Annotated in this window: 14 protein-coding genes; 5 read left to right on the top strand and 9 right to left on the bottom strand. The window is 67.9% G+C overall.

Annotated elements, in window-relative coordinates:
* On the bottom strand, positions 1-314 hold a 314-nt coding region (locus B2X67_RS02280), incomplete at its 3' end, for a Crp/Fnr family transcriptional regulator (protein WP_286784482.1).
* Between the two features lie 161 nt (positions 315-475).
* Here B2X67_RS02280 and B2X67_RS02285 point away from each other — a divergent pair.
* Positions 476-1993 (top strand): acetyl-CoA hydrolase/transferase family protein, encoded by a 1518-nt coding sequence (locus B2X67_RS02285; RefSeq protein ID WP_286784483.1) that lies wholly within the window; start codon positions 476-478, stop codon positions 1991-1993.
* A 63-nt stretch (positions 1994-2056) separates the two neighbouring features.
* Here the strand turns inward: B2X67_RS02285 and B2X67_RS02290 are convergent, their stop codons facing one another.
* Complete coding sequence (locus B2X67_RS02290; RefSeq protein WP_286784484.1) at positions 2057-2596, bottom strand: type 1 glutamine amidotransferase domain-containing protein; 540 nt, start codon at positions 2594-2596, stop codon at positions 2057-2059.
* A gap of 235 nt (positions 2597-2831) precedes the next feature.
* Between B2X67_RS02290 and B2X67_RS02295 the strand changes: the two genes are divergently transcribed.
* The 3 genes from B2X67_RS02295 to B2X67_RS02305 all read left to right on the top strand — a co-directional run bounded on the left by B2X67_RS02295 (position 2832) and on the right by B2X67_RS02305 (position 4992).
* On the top strand, positions 2832-3644 hold the full coding sequence (locus tag B2X67_RS02295) for an HDOD domain-containing protein (RefSeq protein WP_286784496.1): 813 nt from the start codon (positions 2832-2834) through the stop codon (positions 3642-3644).
* A 91-nt stretch (positions 3645-3735) separates the two neighbouring features.
* Complete coding sequence (gene mutM / locus B2X67_RS02300) at positions 3736-4548, top strand: bifunctional DNA-formamidopyrimidine glycosylase/DNA-(apurinic or apyrimidinic site) lyase (protein ID WP_090224193.1); 813 nt, start codon at positions 3736-3738, stop codon at positions 4546-4548.
* Between the two features lie 99 nt (positions 4549-4647).
* The gene (locus B2X67_RS02305) at positions 4648-4992 is read left to right on the top strand and encodes a multidrug transporter (protein ID WP_282339318.1); all 345 of its coding nucleotides are present in this window, start codon (positions 4648-4650) and stop codon (positions 4990-4992) included.
* 28 nt (positions 4993-5020) lie between these two features.
* On the opposite strand, the gene ggt is transcribed toward B2X67_RS02305, so the two are convergent.
* From ggt to B2X67_RS02335, 6 genes are all read right to left on the bottom strand, one after another.
* Positions 5021-6718, bottom strand: a complete 1698-nt coding sequence (gene ggt / locus B2X67_RS02310; RefSeq protein ID WP_286784485.1) for a gamma-glutamyltransferase — start codon at positions 6716-6718, stop codon at positions 5021-5023.
* A 1-nt stretch (position 6719) separates the two neighbouring features.
* Positions 6720-6971 carry a YfhL family 4Fe-4S dicluster ferredoxin gene (locus B2X67_RS02315; protein ID WP_058163014.1) on the bottom strand — a complete coding sequence of 84 codons (252 nt, stop codon included), beginning with the start codon at positions 6969-6971 and terminating at the stop codon, positions 6720-6722.
* A 143-nt stretch (positions 6972-7114) separates the two neighbouring features.
* Positions 7115-7594, bottom strand: a complete 480-nt coding sequence (coaD, locus tag B2X67_RS02320) for a pantetheine-phosphate adenylyltransferase (RefSeq protein ID WP_090224188.1) — start codon at positions 7592-7594, stop codon at positions 7115-7117.
* A gap of 142 nt (positions 7595-7736) precedes the next feature.
* Complete coding sequence (locus tag B2X67_RS02325; RefSeq protein WP_286784486.1) at positions 7737-9329, bottom strand: GMC family oxidoreductase; 1593 nt, start codon at positions 9327-9329, stop codon at positions 7737-7739.
* A gap of 76 nt (positions 9330-9405) precedes the next feature.
* Positions 9406-9951, bottom strand: a complete 546-nt coding sequence (locus B2X67_RS02330) for a twin-arginine translocation pathway signal protein (RefSeq protein WP_282339321.1) — start codon at positions 9949-9951, stop codon at positions 9406-9408.
* Between the two features lie 33 nt (positions 9952-9984).
* Positions 9985-11427: a coniferyl aldehyde dehydrogenase gene (locus tag B2X67_RS02335; RefSeq protein WP_282339322.1), complete on the bottom strand. Its 1443-nt coding sequence runs from the start codon at positions 11425-11427 to the stop codon at positions 9985-9987.
* A 219-nt stretch (positions 11428-11646) separates the two neighbouring features.
* Here B2X67_RS02335 and B2X67_RS02340 point away from each other — a divergent pair, with 219 nt between their 5' ends.
* Positions 11647-12312: a TetR/AcrR family transcriptional regulator gene (locus B2X67_RS02340; RefSeq protein WP_286784487.1), complete on the top strand. Its 666-nt coding sequence runs from the start codon at positions 11647-11649 to the stop codon at positions 12310-12312.
* Between the two features lie 73 nt (positions 12313-12385).
* Here the strand turns inward: B2X67_RS02340 and B2X67_RS02345 are convergent, their stop codons facing one another.
* Positions 12386-13378 (bottom strand): hydrolase, encoded by a 993-nt coding sequence (locus tag B2X67_RS02345; RefSeq protein WP_286784488.1) that lies wholly within the window; start codon positions 13376-13378, stop codon positions 12386-12388.
* Positions 13379-13420: the final 42 nt, after the last annotated feature.

A 13420-nucleotide genomic window follows, 5' to 3' on the forward strand; every position in this document is an offset into this window, starting at 1 on the left:
GACACCGCGGTCTGCGCGCGGGCGCTGGCCGGGTAGCGACCGTCGGCCATGAACAGCGCCGCCACCGCGATCAGCTCGCCGCGGCCGAACTGGCCGAGCACGCGCTCCTCGCCATCCTGGCCGAAGCGCAGCACCTGCACCTCGCCGTCGCCGAGCAGCAGGCAGCGTCGGGCCTGCTCGCCGCTGCGAAACGGCAGGTCGCCGGCGGGAAAGCGGCAACGCTGCAGGCTACCGGAAAGGGTCTCCAGCTCTGTCGGCGGCAGGTCGTGGAAGAACCGGTGGGCGGCGAGCAGGTCGAGGGCGGAGGAGGGCATGGCGGTCGGCGTCGGGAATGAGCGCGCATCTCAGCACAGGCGGTGGACCGGGCGCCAGTTGCGCGCCGGGCGCGCCTGCGACTTTGGTATGACGCACGTTTCGTAGGGTCTTGCATCGACTACGCTGCGCACCTTCCAGCCCAGCTCGCGAGACCCCAACCATGCATTCCGACCGTGTGCGCCTGCCCTCCCTGCTCGACAAACTGATGAGTGCGGAGCAAGCCGCCGCGCTGATCGAAGACGGCATGACCGTCGGCATGAGCGGTTTCACCCGCGCCGGTGAAGCCAAGGCGGTGCCGCGCGCGCTGGCCGAGCGGGCCCGCAAGCATCCGCTGCAGATCAGCCTGATGACCGGCGCCAGCCTCGGCAACGACCTCGACAAGCAGCTCACCGAGGCCGGCGTGCTGGCCCGGCGCATGCCGTTCCAGGTCGACGCCACGCTGCGCAAGGCGATCAACGACGGCAGCGTGATGTTCATCGACCAGCACCTCTCGGAAACCGTCGAGCAGCTGCGCAACCACCAGCTCAAGCTGCCGGACATCGCCGTGATCGAAGCGGTCGCGATCACCGAGGACGGCCACATCGTGCCGACCACCTCGGTGGGCAACTCGGCTAGCTTCGCGATCTTCGCCAAGCGGGTAATCGTCGAGATCAACCTGGCGCACAACCCGAATCTGGAAGGCCTGCACGACATCTACATCCCCACCTACCGGCCCACCCGCACGCCGATCCCGCTGACCCGCGTGGACGACCGCATCGGCAGCGGGGCGATTCCGATCCCGCCGGAGAAGATCGTCGCCATCGTCGTCAGCAACCAGGCGGATTCGCCGTCCACCGTGCTGCCGCCGGACGCGGAGACCCAGGCCATCGCCGACCACCTGATCGATTTCTTCAAGGGCGAAGTGGCGGCCGGGCGCATGAGCGACAGCCTCGGCCCGCTGCAGGCCGGCATCGGCAGCATCGCCAACGCGGTGATGTGCGGGCTGATCGAGTCGCCGTTCGAGAACCTCAGCATGTATTCCGAGGTGCTGCAGGACTCCACCTTCGACCTGATCGACGCCGGCAAGCTGCGCTTCGCCTCGGGCAGCTCGATCACCCTGTCGGCGCGGCGCAATGCCCAGGTGTTCGGCAACCTGGAGAAGTACAAGGACAAGCTGGTGCTGCGCCCGCAGGAAATCTCCAACCACCCGGAAGTGGTGCGCCGCCTCGGCATCATCGGCATCAACACGGCACTGGAGTTCGACCTCTACGGCAACGTCAACTCGACCCACGTCGGCGGCACGAAAATGATGAACGGTATCGGTGGCAGCGGCGATTTCGCCCGCAACGCGCACTTGGCGATCTTCGTCACCAAGTCCATCGCCAAGGGCGGCGCGATCTCCAGCGTCGTGCCGATGGTCAGCCACGTCGACCACACCGAGCACGACGTCGACATCCTGGTCACCGAGCAGGGCCTGGCCGACCTGCGCGGCCTCGCGCCGCGCGAACGCGCGCGGGCGGTGATCGACCATTGCGTGCACCCCAGCTACCGCGCGGCGCTGAACGACTACTTCGAGCGTGCCTGCGCCAAGGGCGGTCACACCCCGCACCTGCTGCGCGAGGCGATGCAGTGGCACATCGACCTGGAGGAGACCGGAAGCATGATCGGCGGCGTGCTGGGCGTGGCGGCAAGCGCCTGAACTGAGCTGAACTGCGAACGAAAAAAAGCCCGGCATCGCCGGGCTTTTTCATTGCCGTCGCGATCAGGCTACCAGTGCGTCGATCAGCTTCTGGCTGAAGGCGGGGATGTCGTCGGGCTTGCGGCTGCTGATCAGCGTGCCGTCCACCACCACCTGCTGGTCGATCCAGTTGGCGCCGGCGTTCTTCAGGTCGTCGGTCAGCGATGGCCAGCTGGTCATGGTCTTGCCCTTGACCAGGCCGCTGCTGGCGAGAATCCAGCCGCCGTGGCAGATCACCGCGATCGGCTTGTTCGCGTTCGCCGCGCCCTTGACCAGCGCCTGGGCCTTCTCGTCGGTGCGGATGGTGTCGCCGTTGACCACGCCGCCGGGCAGCAGCACGGCGTCGTAATCGTCGATGTTGGCGCTCTCGAAGGTCTTGTCGACCTCGAAGGTGTCGGCCGGCGTGGTGTGGTTCCAGCCGGTGACCTTGCCGGTCTTGGCGGAAATGATGTGGGCCGTCGCGCCGGCCTTCTCAAGGGCGTCCTTGGGGCCGGTCAGCTCGACCTGCTCGAAACCGTCGGTGACCAGGATGGCGACTTTCTTGCCGTTCAGCGATGCGTTCATGAAGTTCTCCTCGAAGGTGTGGGGCGCAGCCTGCGAGCCGCGCGGCAGAGCCTGGCGGGCCGGCTTGCGCGCTGCGCCGTGCAAGGAATACCGAACGGCGCCTCAGGTGAAAGTTCGGTGTCGCGGACGAGCTGCAGATGGCAAACTGCGGCAATTCCCCTCACTTCCCGATGCGTCCGTCATGTCTCAGGAACTCTCCACCGAACAGATCCGCAAGGCCCTGCAAGGCATCAGCGTGCCGCCCCAACCGCAGATCATGGTCGACCTGCAGATGGAGCAGTTGATGCCCAACCCGGACCTCAAGGCGATCGCCAAGCTGATCAGCCAGGACCCCGGTTTGTCCGGCGCGCTGCTGAAGATCGTCAATTCGCCGTACTTCGGCCTGGCCAACAAGGTCAGCTCGATCCAGCGCGCAGTGAATCTGCTGGGCTGCAACAGCGTGATCAACATCATCAACGCGCAGTCGATCCGGGGCGAGATGAGCGACGAGACCATCGTCACCCTGAACCGCTTCTGGGACACCGCGCAGGACGTGGCGATGACCTGCCTGACGCTGGCCAAGCGCGTCGGTATCCAGGCGGTGGACGAGGCCTACGCGCTGGGGCTGTTCCACAACTGCGGCATCCCGCTGATGCTCAAGCGCTTTCCGCACTATATGAGCGTGCTGGAAGAGGCCTACGCCAGCGCCACCGCCGAGCGCCGCGTGGTGGATACGGAAAACCGGCTGCTCAATACCAACCACGCGGTGGTCGGCTACTACACGGCGCGTTCGTGGAACCTCAATCCGCACCTCTGCGAGGCGATCGCCAACCATCACAACGCGTTGGCGATCTTCAGCGAGGACTCCGGCCGCGACAGCCAACTGAAGAACCTGCTGGCGATCCTCAAGATGGCCGAGCACATCTGCGGCTGCTACCGGGTGCTCGGCGGCCAGACCGAGGACCACGAGTGGCACGTGGTGCGCCCTTACGTGCTGGACTACATCGGCCTCTCCGAATACGACTACGAAACCCTCAAGGAAAGCATCCGCGAGCTGGGCGTGGGCTAGCCACTGCCCGTAGGGTGCGCCAGGCGCACCTTGCGGATCGCTCGATGCGCTTTTCCCGCGCCCTACCCCTCCCTGGCAGCCCGACGTTCCCATGCCCGAATTACCCGAAGTCGAAACCACCCGCCGCGGCATCGCTCCCCACGTCGAAGGTCAGCGCGTCGAGCGGGTGATCGTGCGTGAGCGGCGCCTGCGCTGGCCGATTCCCGAGGACCTCGACGTGCGCCTGTCCGGGCAGCGCATCGAACACGTCCAGCGGCGCGCCAAGTACCTGCTGCTGCAGGCCGAGAGCGGCACGCTGATCGCCCACCTGGGCATGTCCGGCAGCCTGCGCCTGGTGCCCAGCGGCCAGCCGGCGCTGAAGCACGAGCACGTCGATTTCGAGCTGGAGTCGGGAATGTCGCTGCGCTACACCGACCCGCGCCGCTTCGGCGCGCTGCTCTGGAGCGCCGATCCGCTGGCCCACGAGCTGCTGCGCAACCTCGGGCCGGAGCCGCTGACCGACGCCTTCGATGGCGAGCGCCTGTTCGAGCTGTCGCGCGGGCGCTCGATGGCGGTCAAGCCGTTCATCATGGACAACGCGGTGGTGGTCGGGGTGGGCAACATCTACGCCAGCGAGGCGCTTTTCGCCGCCGGCATCGACCCACGGCGCGCGGCGGGCGCGATCTCCAGGGCGCGTTACCAGCGCCTGGCGCAGGAGATCAAGCGCATCCTCGCGCATGCCATCGAGCGCGGCGGCACGACCCTGCGCGACTTCGTCGGCGGCGACGGGCTGCCCGGCTATTTCCAGCAGGAGCTGTTCGTCTACGGTCGTGGCGGCGAGTTCTGCAAGGTCTGCGGCAGCACCCTGCGCGAGGTTCGCCTGGGCCAGCGCGCCAGCGTGTATTGCGGCCGCTGCCAGCGCTGAGGCGTGACCTCTCGGCGATGATAAGAAGCGCACGCTGACAATTGCCGCGGCGCTGTTATAGTTACGGCCAACGCCCCGCATCCCCTGAAGGACCGCCCGATGAACCTGTTTCGTTGCACTGCTCTTGTCTTGGCGCTGACCACCGTCTCGCTGGCTTTGCCCGCCCAGGCCGGGCAGGTAGTGGAGGAGAACTCGTCCGGCGACCCGATGTACACCGTCGAGGCGCCACCTGCGTATGCAATGATCGGCGATCTGGTTATTGCGCGGCCCCTGCTGATCGCGGCGACCGTGATCGGCGCGGCTGCGTTCGTCGTGGCACTGCCGTTCACCGCTGCGAGTGGCAGCATCGGCGACTCTGGCAAGGCGCTGGTGGTCGATCCCGGCAAGGCTGCCTTCGTGCGTTGCCTGGGCTGCACCACCACCGGTTACAACCACGCCGACTGAGGCGAACCCCGCTGCAAAGAAAAGCCGGTCAATCGACCGGCTTTTTCATGGCCCTCGGAAACACCGCGGCGGTGCCGATGCCGCGGGGGTCGCTGGCGGCTTCGACGCGGTTGGACGGCTTGTGCCAGCGCAGCACCTGCAAATTGCCGTAGCGCCGGTCGACCTGCCTGAGCGTATAGCCGCGCGCCTGCAGCTCGGCGACTTCCGCGGCGCTGAAGGCATCCGCCTCGTACTCCAGCACGTCCGGCAGGTATTGATGATGGAAGCGTGGCGTCTTCGGCCATTCGGCCACCGGCTTGCCGTCGAGGTAGTCCAGCACGGCGAGCAGCACCATGCTCGGGATGCGGCTGCCGCCGGGCGTGCCGAAGGCAGCGAAGTCGTCGCGGCTCTCGATGAAGGTGGGGCTCATGCTCGACAGCGGGCGCTTGCCGGGGGCGATGGCGTTGGCCTGGCTGCCGCTGAGCGCGTAGGTATTGGAACCCTGCGGATCGGCTGCGAAGTCGTCCATCTCGTCGTTGAGCTGCACGCCGCTGCCGGCCGGGCTGAAGGCGGCGCCGAAGGGCAGGTTGATCGACAGGGTGGCGGCGACCGCGCGCCCGTCGGCGTCGAGCACGGCGAAGTGCGTGGTGTTATCGCCTTCGCGCCAGGCGGGCGAGGGCGGCAGTTCGGCGCTCGGGGTGGCCCTGGTCGGGTCGATGCCAGCGGCGAGGCCCTTCAGGTAATCGGCGCGCAGCAGCTTGGCCAGCGGCGCGGCGACGAAATCCGGGTCGCCGAGCAGGCCGCGGTCGCGGTAAGCGCGGCGTAGCACTTCGGTGACGTAGTGCGCGCGCTGCAGCTTGTCGGCCTCCGCCAGCGGCAGTTGCTGCAGCATGGCGAGGCTCTGCGCCAGGGCCATGCCGCCGGCCGAGGGCGGCGGCGCAGCGATCAGCTCGCGGCCGCCGGCGAGGGCGAAACGCAGCGGCGTGCGTTCGACCACGCGGTACTTGTCCAGGTCTTCCAGGGTCCAGATGCCACCGGCGGCGCGCACGCCGTCGACCAGCCGCTGCGCCACGGCGCCCTTGTAGAACCCGTCGCGGCCCTGTTCGGCCAGTGCTTCTAGGGTGGCGGCCAGTTCCGGCTGGCGCAGCACGCTGCCTTCGGTCGGGACGTCGCCGTCCACCAGGAACAGCCGTGCGCTTTCCGCATCGTCGCGCAGCGCGGCGAGGCGCCAGGCGGCGCGTTCGCGGTAGACGGCGTCGACCGCGAAACCGTCGCGGGCTAGCCGGATCGCCGGCGCCAGCGCGCGTTTGAGCGGCAGCTTGCCGTAGCGTGCGGAGAGGTCGACCAGCGCCGCCGGCAGGCCGGGAACCGCCGCGGCCAGCGCGCCGTCGAGGGACAGCCGCGGCTGCACGGCGCCGTCGCGCCGGTAGAGGTCGGCATTGGCGGCCTGCGGAGCGCGCTCACGGGCGTCGAGGAAGTTGTAGCGCAGCGGATCGCCCGGGCGGCGCAGCAGGAAGAAGCCGCCTCCGCCGAGTCCCGAGCCGTAGGGTTCGACCACCGCCAGCGCGGCGGCCACGGCGACGGCGGCGTCGAACGCGTTGCCGCCGTCATCGAGGATTTCCCGGCCGGCGGCGGTGGCCTGCGGGTGCGCACTGGCGACGGCGGCCTCGCCGGTGCTCTGGGCCTGGGCGGTGCAGACGAGAAGGAGGGCGGCGAAGCCGAGGAACGCCCGCTGCAAGCGGCGCATGTCAGGCCTTGCCCGTGATGATCAGGTACTTGCTCATCAACTGCTCCCGAGTCTCGACGCGCGCCTCGTCGAGGGGAATGCAGTCCACCGGACACACCTGCTGGCACTGCGGTTCGTCGTAGTGGCCGACGCACTCGGTGCACAGGTTGGGATCGATGACGTAGATCTCCTCGCCTTGGGAAATCGCCCCGTTCGGGCACTCGGGTTCGCAGACGTCGCAGTTGATGCAATCGTCGGTGATTTTCAGGGACATCGAACAACTCCTGCCGAGGCGAACGGCCTGGGCACTGGCAAGGTGGCCGTAAATTGTGCCGCATCGTCGCCGGGCTTGCACGCCGCGGCGGCGAATGGGTAGGGGCGCGGCGTTCGATCCGGCCGCGCGCGAAGGGTTCCCGCTCAGCGCTTGAAGCGTTGCGCGAGGGCCCGGGCGACCGCCGGATGAACGAACTTGGTGATGTCGCCGCCGAGGTTGGCGATCTCGCGGACTAGCGTCGAGGAGATGTAGGAGTAGTGCTCCGACGGCGTGAGGAACAGGCTCTCCACGTCCGGCGCCAGTTGACGGTTCATGTTCGCCAGCTGGAATTCGTACTCGAAGTCGGACACCGCGCGCAGGCCGCGCAGGATGATGTTGGCCTGCTGCTCCTTGACGAAATGCGCCAGCAGCGTGGAGAAGCCGACCACCTCGACGTTGGGCAGGTGCCGGGTCACTTCGCGGGCCAGTTCGACGCGTTGCTCCAGGGGGAACAGCGGGTTCTTCTTCGGGTTGGCGGCGACGGCGATGACCACGCTGTCGAACAGTTTCGATGCGCGTTCGATGAGATCGCCGTGCCCCTGGGTGATGGGGTCGAACGTACCCGGGTACAGCACTCGGTTCATCGCGATGTCCTGGCAGGATCAAGGGGACCCGGATGGTAGCGCAGCAGGCCGGAGCGGCCAAGCGGGGCGCGATGGCGTGATCGTCGGCATTCTTGTGGCGAATGGGCGGGATGCGCGCCGCGCCGAAGCGGTGCTGCGCGGCTCACGCCTTCAGCCGCTCGCCCAGGTGCGTGGCCAGCTGGGCGGTGAGCCCGTAGACCGACAGCTGCGGGTTGGCGCCGATGCTGGTGGGGAACAGCGAGCCGTCGTGGATCGACAGGTTCTGCAACTGGTGATGCCGGCCCAGGCTGTCGGCCACCGCCCGTTTGGGGTCCTCGCCCATGGCGCAGCCGCCCATCACGTGGGCACTGCCCAGGCGCGTGCGGAACAGCTCCAGGCGCAGGCCGTCGATCAGCTCGCGCGCGGCCTTTGGCGTGGTCACGTAGTTGGCGTCGGCGTGCAGCGGCAGCACCGCCTTGGCGCCGGCGGCGAACTGGATCTCGGCCATGGTCTGGAAGGACCGGCGCAGGCCGTCCCAGGCGTAGTCGCTGACCTGATAATCGAGCACCGGCGAGCCGTCGCCGCGCAGCTCCACGCTGCCGCCCGTGCTCTGCGGGTGGAAGCCGTCGCGCAGCAGGGCGAGCATCACGTTGGTGTGCGGCAACTGTTCCATGCGCAGCGCGTTTTCCTCGCCGAAGCGGCCGAGCAGGGTGGAGGACAGCGCCGGTTGTAGCGGCGGCACTTCGAGCTTGAAGGACATCCGCCCGGTGGGGCCGTCGTCCCACTGGAAATGGTCCGAATAGATCGACTGCGGCGCCCCGTAGAACGGATTGATGACCTGCTCGAACTGCGCGGCGGAGAAGTTCACCAAGTGCAGGAAGGTGCGCTTGCCGGTGCGCCCGTGCGGGTCCGGCGCGGCGGAGCGCAGGAGGATCGCCGGGGTGTTGATGCCGCCGCCGGCGAGCACGTAATGCCGCGCCTTGACCGTGATGCGTCGCCCGGTCGGCGCCACGCAGCGTGCGTCCAGCGCCTGGCAGCTCAACCCGGTGACCTTGTCGCCGTCGAGCAGCAGTTTGTCGGCGCGAGCCAGGTAGAGCAGCTCGCCGCCCTTGTCGAGGGTTGCCGGAATGGTCGTCACCAGCATCGATTGTTTGGCGTTGGTCGGGCAGCCCATGCCGCAGTAACCGATGTTCCAGCAACCACGGACGTTGCGCGGGATGACTTTCCAGTGATAGCCGAGCGTCTCGCAGCCCATGCGTAGCACGTCGTTGTTGCCGTTCGGCGGCAGTGCCCAGGGAGTCACGCCGAGGCGTTCTTCCATCCGCGCGAACCAAGGCGCCATCTCGGCGGCGCTGTGGCCCCTGACGTCGTACTCGCTTGCCCAGTGTTCGAGGGTCGGCTCCGGGGTGCGGAAGCTGGAGGTCCAGTTGACCAGCGTGGTGCCGCCCACTGCGCGACCCTGGAGGATGACGATGGCGCCGTCCTTGCTCATCCGGCCGATGCCTTCCTGATAGAGGCTCGGGTACGCCTCGGCCTCCTGCATCTTGAAGTCGCTGCTGGTCTTCAGCGGACCTTCCTCGATCAGCAGCACCTTGTAGCCGGCGGCGCTGAGGATTTCCGCCGTGGTGCCGCCGCCGGCGCCGGTGCCGACGATGGCCACGTCGCATTCCAGGGTCAGGTCGTTTTCCAGGCGTGAGCCGTCGTGGGTCTTCCAGCCGCGGGCCAGGCCTTCGCGGAACGGATCGGGTACGGGCATTCAGGCTTCTCTCTTGTTCTTATGGGGTCCGAATTCACAGCGCGCCTGCGGGCGGACGGGCGATGCGCCGCCATCGTCAGATCGTCGGCGGGCCGGGATAGCCACAATGCGCCCAGGACTCCTGGCGGCTGTACCAGGCCATCATCACCAGCTTGAGCAGGGACTCGTGGCCCATGCGCAACAGGGAGATGGAGCTGTCCTGCCAGCGTGCGAGGAACTGGCGGATGTCGTCGGCTCCGGCGTTGTCCCAACTGCCCCACACGCCGGTCAGCGGCCCGCGGGTGATCGGCAGGGCGAGCACGTCGAACAGTTGCAGGGTCAGCGTGAGCAGTTCCGGGGAGAGGTGGTCGAGGCTGTAGTCGAGGCTCTGCAGGGTGCCGTCGATCGCCGCGGGCATCTGCGCGGCAGGCACCCCGCCTTCGAGCATTACCGGGATCAGTGCGCGGAGAAAGGGCAGGTCGGTTTCGCGCAGCACGGTATAGCCGCTGGCCGGGCTGCTCGCCGAACAACCGCTGAGCGCGGCGCCGAAGCCGGCGGTGGCGAGGAACGCCGAGCCGACCAGGCCGACCCTGAGCAGGCCGCGGCGGCTGAGCGCCGGGGTGGAAAGCGTGGTGTTGGTCATTCGTGTGGTCGCTCTAGGGTTCGCCGCACCGGGTCAGCGGATGAACAGTCTGTAGACCAGCTTCTGGATCGCCTTGCCGTAGGGCGGGTAGATCATCCGCGCGGCGTTGAAGCGCGGTTTGCTGAACACCGCCTTGGCCTTGCTGAAGGTGAGGAATCCCTCGTGGCCGTGGTAGTGGCCCATGCCCGAGGGGCCGACGCCGCCGAAGGGCACGTCGTCCTGCGCGACGTGCAGCAGGGTGTCGTTGAGGCAGACGCCGCCCGAGTGGGTCTGCGCCAGCACGCGGCGCTGCTCGGCCTTGTCGTAGCCGAAGAAGTACAGCGCCAGCGGGCGTGGCCGCGCGTTGACGTAGTCCAGCGCCTCGTCGAGCGTCCCGTAGGGAATCACCGGCAGCAGCGGACCGAAGATCTCGTCCTGCATCACGCGCATCTCGTCGTTCACGTCCAGCAGCAGGGTGTGCGCCAGGCGCGCGCCCTGGCTCTGCGGGAACAGCGGCAGCAGGGTTGCGCCATGTGCCTGGGCATCGCTCAGGTAGTCGTTGAGCCGGGCCAGCTGGCGCGGGTTGATGATCGTCGTGTAGTCCGGATTGTTCTCCAGCGCCGGGAAGAAGCGCTGCACCGCCTCGCGGTAGGCGGCGACGAATTCCTGCAGGCGCGCCCGCGGCACCAGCACGTAGTCCGGGGCGATGCAGGTCTGCCCGGCGTTCAGCGTCTTGCCCCAGGCGATGCGCTCGGCGGCCTGCGCCATCGGCGCCTCGGCGCTGATGATCACCGGAGACTTGCCGCCCAGTTCGAGAGTCACCGGCACGAGGTTGTCCGCCGCCGCGCGCATCACCTGGCGGCCGATGCCCGTGGCGCCGGTGAACAACAGGTGGTCGAAGGCCAGGCGCGAGAAGGCGATGCCCACCTCGACGTCGCCCTCGACCACCGCCACCAGGTCTTCCGGATAGATCTTCGCCAGCAGGGTCTTGAGCAGGCGCGAGGTGGCGGGTGTCGATTCGCTCATCTTGATCATCACCCGGTTACCCGCCGACAGCGCGCCTATCGCCGGACCGAGGGCGAGAAACAGTGGGTAGTTCCACGGCACCATCACGCCGATCACTCCCAGCGGCTGGTAAACCACCTGGGCGCTGGCCGGCTGGAACTGCAGCCCCACGGCGCGCCGCGAGGGCTTCATCCATTTGCGCAGGCGCTTGCGGGCATAAGCGATGCCGTGCAGGCAGGGCATGATTTCGGCGAGCAGGGTTTCATCGGCCGAGCGGTTGCCGAAGTCCGCGTTTATGGCGGCGACGATCGCCTGCTGTTCATCGAGCAGCAACCGGTGCAGATCGCCGAGGCGGCGGATGCGCGCCTCGGCGGAAGGCATCGGATCGGCCCGAAAGGCGGCGCGTTGCCGGGAGAGAAGCGCTTCCAGCGGCCCGGCATCCTGGGGGTGGACGGACGGCAGCGGGGTGATCAGGGCGAGATCGGCGGGCATGGCGGCACCTTGGCGGGGCGGTTGTTATTGTCGTTCGGGAATTTTTAGAGCAATTGCTCTAAAGTGTCAAATGTCGGGGCGCCCGCGCTTGTCGAGTGGAGCCTGGGCGCCCGGCGCGAACCGCGCCAGCCAACCAAAAGCGGGTGCGGCCGATCCGTGGAGGTGTGCCCATGCGCCCCGCGTTGTACCTTGTGCCCACCTGCCCCCATCGAGCGAGCCATGCCGCCAGCACCCAAGACCCGCGAGCGCATCGTCCAGGCCAGCCTGCAACTGTTCAACGCGCAGGGCGAACGCAGCGTGACCACCAACCACATCGCCGCGCACCTGCAGATTTCGCCGGGCAACCTGTACTACCACTTCCGCAACAAGCAGGCGATCATCGCCGAGTTGTTCGCCGAGTACGAAAGCCGCGTGGATGTCTTCCTGCGCCGTCCGGAGCGCGCGCTGACGGTGGACGACAAGACCTTCTATCTGGAAGCGGCGCTCGCCGCGATGTGGCACTACCGCTTCCTCCACCGCGACCTCGAACACCTGCTGGAAACCGACGCCGCGCTGGCCGAGCGCTACCGGCAGTTTGCCCAGCGCTGCCTGACCCACGTGCAGGCCATCTACGCCGGCTTCGTCGAGGCCGGCATCCTGAGCATGAGTCCGGCGCAGGTGGAGGCGCTGAGCCTGAATGCCTGGATCATGATGACCTCCTGGGTGCGCTTCCTCTGCACCGTGCGCGGCGCCTCCGCCGAGCTCGACGAGGACCTGATGCGGCGTGGCGTCTACCAAGTGCTGGCGCTGGAAGGCGGCTACCTCACCCCCGCCGCGCAGGGTGCGGTGGATCGGCTCTACGACCGTCTATTCGTGCCATTGGAACGAGTGCTCGGGCAGGAATAGCTGTCCAGGACGTAGGGTGGATCACGCTTCATCGTTCCACCGGCGGAGCGACGTGGATGGGAACAGCGCCTGGCTAGCGCTTCGCCAACTGCGCCAGCCACTGCGGGATGCGGCGCTCCAGGTAGTACAGCGGACGCCGCGGCGAGCCCTCGACGAAGCCGACGTGCCCGCCTTTCGCCTGCAGCTCCAGGGTGGTGCTGGCCGATAGCTCGTCCACCGTCGGCACGCTGTGGGCGAAGACGAACGGATCGTCGGCGGCCTGGATGATCAGCGTCGGCACGCGGATGTCGCCGAGGAAATAGCGGCTCGACGAGCGCCGGTAGTAATCCTGCGCATCGGCGAATCCGTGCAGCGGCGCGGTGATGCGTCCGTCGAAATCCCAGAAGGTGCGCACATCGTCCAGCGGACCGAGCTTCTCCATCACCGACAGCCGGTCGGCCATGCCCTGGTGGGCGAAGAGATGCTGCTTGTCCTTCACGTAGGCGAGCATGGCGCGCATGAAATGCGCCTGGTAGACGCGCGAAAAGCCCAGGCCGATGCGGTCGGCGCACTGGTCCAGGCGAAAGGGCACCGACACCGCCACGGCGCCCCGCAGCGGGCAGTTCGCGGCGCGCTCGCCGAGGTATTTGAGCAGCACGTTGCCGCCCAGCGAATAGCCCACCGCGTGCAGCGGCGCCAGCGGACGCTTGCGCTGCAGGTGTTCGATGACCGCGCCGAGGTCGTCGCTGGCGCCGGAGTGATAAGCGCGCGGCAGCAGGTTCGGCTCGCCCGAGCAGCCGCGCCAGTTGATCGCCACGTTGGCCCAGCCGTTCTCGCCCAGGCGCCCCTGCAGGCCCATCACATAGTGCGAGGCGGACGAGCCGGTGAGTCCGTGCAGCACCAGCACCAGCGGCGCCTCGGTGTCGTGCGGGCCGTGCCAGTCGAGATCGATGAAATCGCCGTCCTCCAGCCATAGCCGCTCACGCTGGCGCTCGAGCGGCTGCGGCCTGCGGCAGAACGGCGACCACAGCGTCTGCAGGTGCGGGCCGGGCAGCCACCAGGCGGGCTGGAAGGGGGCGTCGGGCATGCGGGGACAATCCTCGGGAGGTTTTATCGGCGTCATGCTACC

It is taken from the genome of Pseudomonas sp. UBA3153 (assembly GCF_002364635.1).
GTDB classification, from domain to species: domain Bacteria; phylum Pseudomonadota; class Gammaproteobacteria; order Pseudomonadales; family Pseudomonadaceae; genus Pseudomonas_O; species Pseudomonas_O kuykendallii.

What these genes read in the sequence shown, in the direction of transcription:
- B2X67_RS02345 (WP_286784488.1), bottom strand. Translation starts at nt 13,378, where the DNA reads ATGCCCGACGCCCCCTTCCAGCCCGCCTGGTGGCTGCCCGGCCCGCAC.
- B2X67_RS02325 (WP_286784486.1), bottom strand. Translation starts at nt 9,329, where the DNA reads ATGCCCGTACCCGATCCGTTCCGCGAAGGCCTGGCCCGCGGCTGGAAG.
- B2X67_RS02340 (WP_286784487.1), top strand. Translation starts at nt 11,647, where the DNA reads ATGCCGCCAGCACCCAAGACCCGCGAGCGCATCGTCCAGGCCAGCCTG.
- ggt (WP_286784485.1), bottom strand. Translation starts at nt 6,718, where the DNA reads ATGCGCCGCTTGCAGCGGGCGTTCCTCGGCTTCGCCGCCCTCCTTCTC.
- B2X67_RS02335 (WP_282339322.1), bottom strand. Translation starts at nt 11,427, where the DNA reads ATGCCCGCCGATCTCGCCCTGATCACCCCGCTGCCGTCCGTCCACCCC.
- B2X67_RS02290 (WP_286784484.1), bottom strand. Translation starts at nt 2,596, where the DNA reads ATGAACGCATCGCTGAACGGCAAGAAAGTCGCCATCCTGGTCACCGAC.
- coaD (WP_090224188.1), bottom strand. Translation starts at nt 7,594, where the DNA reads ATGAACCGAGTGCTGTACCCGGGTACGTTCGACCCCATCACCCAGGGG.
- B2X67_RS02285 (WP_286784483.1), top strand. Translation starts at nt 476, where the DNA reads ATGCATTCCGACCGTGTGCGCCTGCCCTCCCTGCTCGACAAACTGATG.
- B2X67_RS02330 (WP_282339321.1), bottom strand. Translation starts at nt 9,951, where the DNA reads ATGACCAACACCACGCTTTCCACCCCGGCGCTCAGCCGCCGCGGCCTG.
- mutM (WP_090224193.1), top strand. Translation starts at nt 3,736, where the DNA reads ATGCCCGAATTACCCGAAGTCGAAACCACCCGCCGCGGCATCGCTCCC.
- B2X67_RS02315 (WP_058163014.1), bottom strand. Translation starts at nt 6,971, where the DNA reads ATGTCCCTGAAAATCACCGACGATTGCATCAACTGCGACGTCTGCGAA.
- B2X67_RS02305 (WP_282339318.1), top strand. Translation starts at nt 4,648, where the DNA reads ATGAACCTGTTTCGTTGCACTGCTCTTGTCTTGGCGCTGACCACCGTC.